The following is a 5,375-nucleotide window of genomic DNA, read 5'->3' as shown; positions in this document are numbered from 1 at the left end:
GCCGCGCCCGGGGTGCCCCCGACCGACGTGCTCGCCGCCGCGTACCGGATCGCCGCGGACAAAAAACACAAGACGAGCCCGCCGGCCGGCGGTCGCTGTTCGACCTGCCGCTGGGCGACACGCCGCTGTGGACGCTGCGCGAGGAGGCCGTGCGTACGTTCGCCCCCGGCCGCCGGGAGCAGCGGCACACGGCAACGCTGCCCTGCTGGTCGGCGCGGGACGAGCACGACCTGACCGGGCTCGGCTTCGCCGCCGCCGGCCGGGTGCTGGCCCCGCTGTTCGGCACGGGCGACGTGCGGGCCCGGCAGGCGGTCGTGGCCCGCTACAGCCGGTACGGGTTCGAGGCGGCGGCCGTGACCGGGATGTTCGCGAGGGTCAGCCTGCCGCCGGAGGGGGTGGCCCGCGTCGCGGAGTTGCGCTTCGGCCACCCGTACGCGGTGGTGGCCGTCGCCACCGACCGGCGCGGCGGCGGCGCCGGCCCGTGGCACGGGGTGCCGGTCTTCTCCGGCTGGATCGCCGAGCCCGACGACGTCGCCGCCACCGACCTGGCCGACCCGCCGGCGGCCTGAGCACGCGGGGCCGGTGGCGGTCGACCGCCACCGGCCCCGGCCAGGCGCAGGACGGGTCACGCCGCCACGGGCACCTTCTCCTCCTGCCGCTCGACCGTGCGGGCGGCCAGCCGCCGCTCGCGCTCCTGGGCGCCGATCAGGTCGTCGGGCAACGAGTCCGGCACCTCGATGTCGAAGCGGCGCAGCAGCCGGATGACGAAGCCGCCGAGGGTGACCAGCACCAGCGCCGCGCCGAAGCAGACGTACGCGAAGCCGATGCCCCGGCCCGGACCGGTGCCGATGACCGCGCCCACCGACCCGGCGAGCGCGCCGCCGTCGGCGAGCATCGGCTCGAACAGGCCGGTGGCCGCCGGAGCGATCAGCGCGAACCCGATCGGCAGCGTTGACCAGGAGATGGTCTGGTTGAGGCTGAACACCCGGCCGTGGTACCGCTGCGGCACCTTCACCTGGACGATCGTCGCGTAGATCGACTGGGCGGTGGTCATCGCCATGGCCAGCCAGAACGCCCCGACGCAGATGACCGCCACGGAGGCGTCCAGGCCGATCACGACGCAGCCGAGCGCGGTGCCGAGGTTGCCGATCAGCACCCCGATCATCCGCCGGTGGCGGGGGCCGCCCCACAGCGACATCAGCACGCCGCCGGCCACCGCGCCGAGCGCCTCGGCCAGGGCCACCTGCGCCACCTGCGTCGCGGTGGCGAAGGAGAGCACCAGCGGGGTGGTCAGCACCAGCGCCGGGGCCAGGAAGATGTTGCCGATCGCGAAGTAGCCCAGCATGAGCCGGAAGCCCCGGTGCTGCCACGAGTAGCGCAGCCCGTTGGCGATCGCGACGAGCAGCCGCTCCCGGGGCCGCCAGCCGAGCAGGTCGGGGAAGCGGACCACGGCCAGGGTCGCCACCGCCACCACGTAGCTGGCCACGTCGATGAGCAGGATGCCCTTGAGCTCGATGGCGGCCAGCAGGCCGGCGGCGAAGACCGGCATCAGCAGCATCGCGAAGCCGTTGGTGAGCTGAGTGACGCCCATCGCGTGGCCGAGGTACCGCTTCGGCACGAGCTGCGGCACCGCCGACTGGAACGCGATGCGCTGGAACGACCCGGCGACCTGGCTGAGCGCCACCAGGGCGTAGATCATCCACAGCCGCAGGTTGTCCGTCCAGAGCAGGGCGGCCAGCACCAGCTGGATCGACCCGGCGCCGGAGCTGGCGATCATCATGATCCGCCGCCGGCTGATCCGGTCGGTGAGCGCTCCCGCTACGGGCAGCATCAGCACGCCGCAGATCAGCGCCAGGGCCCACAGCAGGCCCAGGTTCGCCACCGAGCCGGTCTGGGTGAACAGCCAGATCGGCAGGGCGAACGCGGTCAGCGCCGAGCCGGTGGTGGAGACGAGCTGGCCGGCGGTGACCGCGACGAACCGGGCCATGCTCGGCTTCACCGTGGCTTGCTCCGGACGGGACGCCGCGCCGACGCGCTGGTGGTCGGCGACCACCCAGCCGGCGTCCTCACCCCGGGCCGCCGGCCGAAGGGCGGCGGTGTCGTCGGCGAGCACCGCCGGGTGCACCGCCGTGACGATCTCCGCCAGCTCGTCGGCCCGGTACTTGAGGAAGAAGTGCCCCGCCTGGTCGAGGACGACCAGCCCGACGGTGTCGGTAAGGAACTGCCACTCGGCGTACCGCTCGGTGAAGTAGTCGGTCACCGGGTCCTCGGAGCCGACCACCGAGATGATCGGGGCGCGCAGCTTCGCCGCCCCGGCGTTGAGCAGCCCGGTGAAGTACTCCTCCGAGGCGCGGGAGTCGGCCCGCATGTTGCTGATGATCCGGTCGGCCTGCTCCGGGTCCAGCTCGTCGGTGTCGACGCCCATCGACTTGAGCCAGCTCGCGTAGTGCTTGTTGCTGCGGAGCTGTTCCAGGCGGTTGCGGGCGGCGGCGAAGAAGCCCTTCGGACGGGCGAACGGGAACATCGCGCCGATGTAGAGCGCCTCCAGCTCCCGGCCGGCCGCCTCGACCTTGCGGGCCACCTCGGCGACGATGGCGCTGCCGACGCCGCAGTGGCCGTACAGAACGATCGGGCCCTCGACCCGCTCGACGATCTCGTCGGCGACCCGGCGGGTCAGCTCCTCGAACGGCAGGCCCTCCTCGCTGAGCCCCACGTCGTGCCCGGGGATCGCCAGCGAGTACAGGGCGTTGCCGGCGGGCAGGGCGTCGGCGAGGGGCTGGTAGACGATGGCGCTGCCGCCGCCGTACGGGACGCAGACGTACGTGCGGACCCGCCGGCCGGCGGGGATGGGTTTGGTCAGCTCGTAGAGCAGCCGGCGCGGCCCGTCGTCGGCGGCGTCGCCGGTCATGAACGCGGCCAGCTCGCGGATGGTCCGCTGCTGGAACAGGTCCATCACGCCGACCGGCCGCCCGCCACGCCCGGCCTTGCGGATCCTCGCCACGACCTGGGTGGCGAGCATCGAGTGCCCGCCCAGGTCGAAGAAGTCGTCGTCGATGCCGAGCGTGTCGACGCCCAACACCTGCGACCAGATCTCGGCCAGCAGCCGCTCGGTGTCGTCGCGCGGCTCGACCAGCGCCACCGACGCCTCGCGGGTCACCACGGGAGCGGGCAGCGCCCGGCGGTCGAGCTTGCCGTTGGGGCTCAGCGGCAGCGCGTCGAGGGTGACGAACGCGGCCGGCACCATGTACTCGGGCAGGGACTCCTTCAGCGCCGTCTTCAGCGCGGCGTGCTCGGCGTCGCCCACCAGGTACGCGGTGAGCCGCTTGTCGCCCGGGGTGTCCTCGCGGACGACCACCGCGGCATCGGTGACGCCCGGCTGCTCCCGCAGGGCGCTCTCGATCTCACCCAGCTCGATGCGCAGGCCACGCAGCTTCACCTGGTGGTCGATGCGGCCGAGGAACTCGATCACCCCGCCCGGGATGCCGCCGGCCACTGCCGAATCGCCGCCGCCGGCCGCTGCCGAATCGCCGCCACCCGCTTCGCCCGGACCGTCCGGGGAGAGCACCCAGCGGGCCAGGTCGCCGGTGCGGTACAGCCGGGCCCCCGACTCGGAGGAGAACGGGTCGGGCACGAACCGCTCGGCGGTCAGCGCCGGCCGGCGGTGGTAGCCGCGGGCCAGACCGACGCCGCCGATGTGCAGCTCCCCCGCCACGCCGATCGGGCACTCGTTGCCGGCCGGATCGAGCACGTGCAGCCGCAGGTTGGCGATCGGGCCGCCGATCGGCACGCCGGACAGTCGCGCCAGCGTCGCCGGGTCGCAGTGCCAGGCACTGACGTCGATGGCCGCCTCGGTGGGTCCGTACAGGTTGTGCAGCTCGCACCAGGGCAGCCGGGCGGTGAACTCCACGGCCGAGGCCAGCGGCAGCTCCTCGCCGGAGCAGATCACCCGGCGCAGGCCGGTGGCCGCCTCGATGCCGTCCTCGCCGAGGAAGACGGTCAGCATCGACGGGACGAAGTGGGCGGTGGTGATCCGCTCGGCCACCAGCAGGTCCCGCAGGTACGCGGCGTCCTTGTGCCCGCCGGGCTTCGCCAGCACCAGCCGGGCCCCCTCGCGCAGCGGCCAGAAGAACTCCCACACCGACACGTCGAAGCTGGCCGGGGTCTTCTGCAGCACCGCGTCGTCGGCGGCGAGGCGGTACGCCTTCTGCTTCCAGTCGAGGCGGTTGACGATGCCCCGGTGGGTGTTCGGCACGCCCTTGGGCCGCCCGGTGGAGCCGGAGGTGTAGATGACGTACGCCAGGTTGCCGGGCCCGGCCGTCGGCGCGGGGTCGGTGGTGGGCTGCTCGGCCCACGTCGCCTCGTCGTCGAGGACCAGCACCGTCGCACCGGTGTCGGGCAGCACGTCGCGCAGGTGCTCCTGCACCAGCACGACGGGCGCGGCGGCGTCGGTGACCATGAAGGACAGCCGGTCGGCCGGGTACTCCGGGTCCAGCGGCAGGTACGCGCCGCCGGCCTTGAGCACACCGAGCAGGCCGGCGACCAGCTCCACCGAGCGCTCCGCGCACACCCCGACGAGGGTCTCCGGGCCGACGCCGGCCGCGCGCAACCGGTGGGCGACCCGGTTCGCGGCGGCGTTCAGCTCGGCGTACGTCACCGAGCGGCCCTCGAAGGTCAGCGCCACCGCGTCACCGCAGGCGGCGGCCAGCCGCTCGAACGGCCCGTGCAGGGTCTGCTCCTGCGGGAACTCGGCCGTGGTGTCGTTCCACGCGGTTAGCAGCTGCCGCTCGGCGGGATCGGTCAGCGGCAGGGCGGACACCGGGGTGTCCGGCGTGGCGACGACCGCCCGCAGCAGGGTGGTCCACCGCCGGGCGATCCGCTCGACGGTGGACCGGGTGAACAGGTCGGTGTTGAAGACCAGCTTTCCCCACAGCCCCCCGGTGGTCTCCACCGCGTGCAGTTCGAAGTCGAACCGGGTGGCCCGCAGCTCCATCGGCGTCCACTCGAAGCGGACGTCGGCGGCGTCGGAGACGCCGGTGAACCGGCCCATCTCGTAGTTCTGCAGCACGAACATGGCCTGGAACACCGGGGACCGGCTCACGTCGCGGGGCAGGCCCAGCTCGTGGACGACCCTCGCGAACGGCACCTCGGCGTGTTCGAAGCCGTCCAGCACGCTGCGCCGGGTGCGTTCCAGCAGCTCGGTGAACGTCGGGTCGCCCGCCAGCTCGGCGCGCAGCGGCAGCATGTTGATGAACATGCCGACGACGTTCTCCAGCTCCGGGGCGGACCGGCCGGCCACGGACGCGCCGACGGCGAAGTCCTCCTGCCCGGCGTGCCGGGCCAGCAGCACCTGGTACGCGGCGAGCAGCGTCATGAAC

1 protein-coding gene and 1 pseudogene are annotated in these 5,375 nt (G+C 73.4%); one reads left to right on the top strand and one right to left on the bottom strand.

From position 1 onward, the window contains the following. Positions 1–569: pseudogene (locus MCAG_RS28005) on the top strand (hypothetical protein); the annotation flags it as partial. 56 nt (positions 570–625) lie between these two features. On the opposite strand, the gene MCAG_RS28000 reads toward MCAG_RS28005, so the two are convergent. Further along, complete coding sequence (locus MCAG_RS28000) at positions 626–5,371, bottom strand: non-ribosomal peptide synthetase (protein WP_007076310.1); 4,746 nt, start codon at positions 5,369–5,371, stop codon at positions 626–628. Positions 5,372–5,375 lie beyond the last annotated feature (4 nt).

The sequence above is a fragment of the Micromonospora sp. ATCC 39149 genome (assembly GCF_000158815.1).
Lineage (GTDB): Bacteria > Actinomycetota > Actinomycetes > Mycobacteriales > Micromonosporaceae > Micromonospora.
This window is presented reverse-complemented; position numbering and strand designations above follow the sequence as displayed.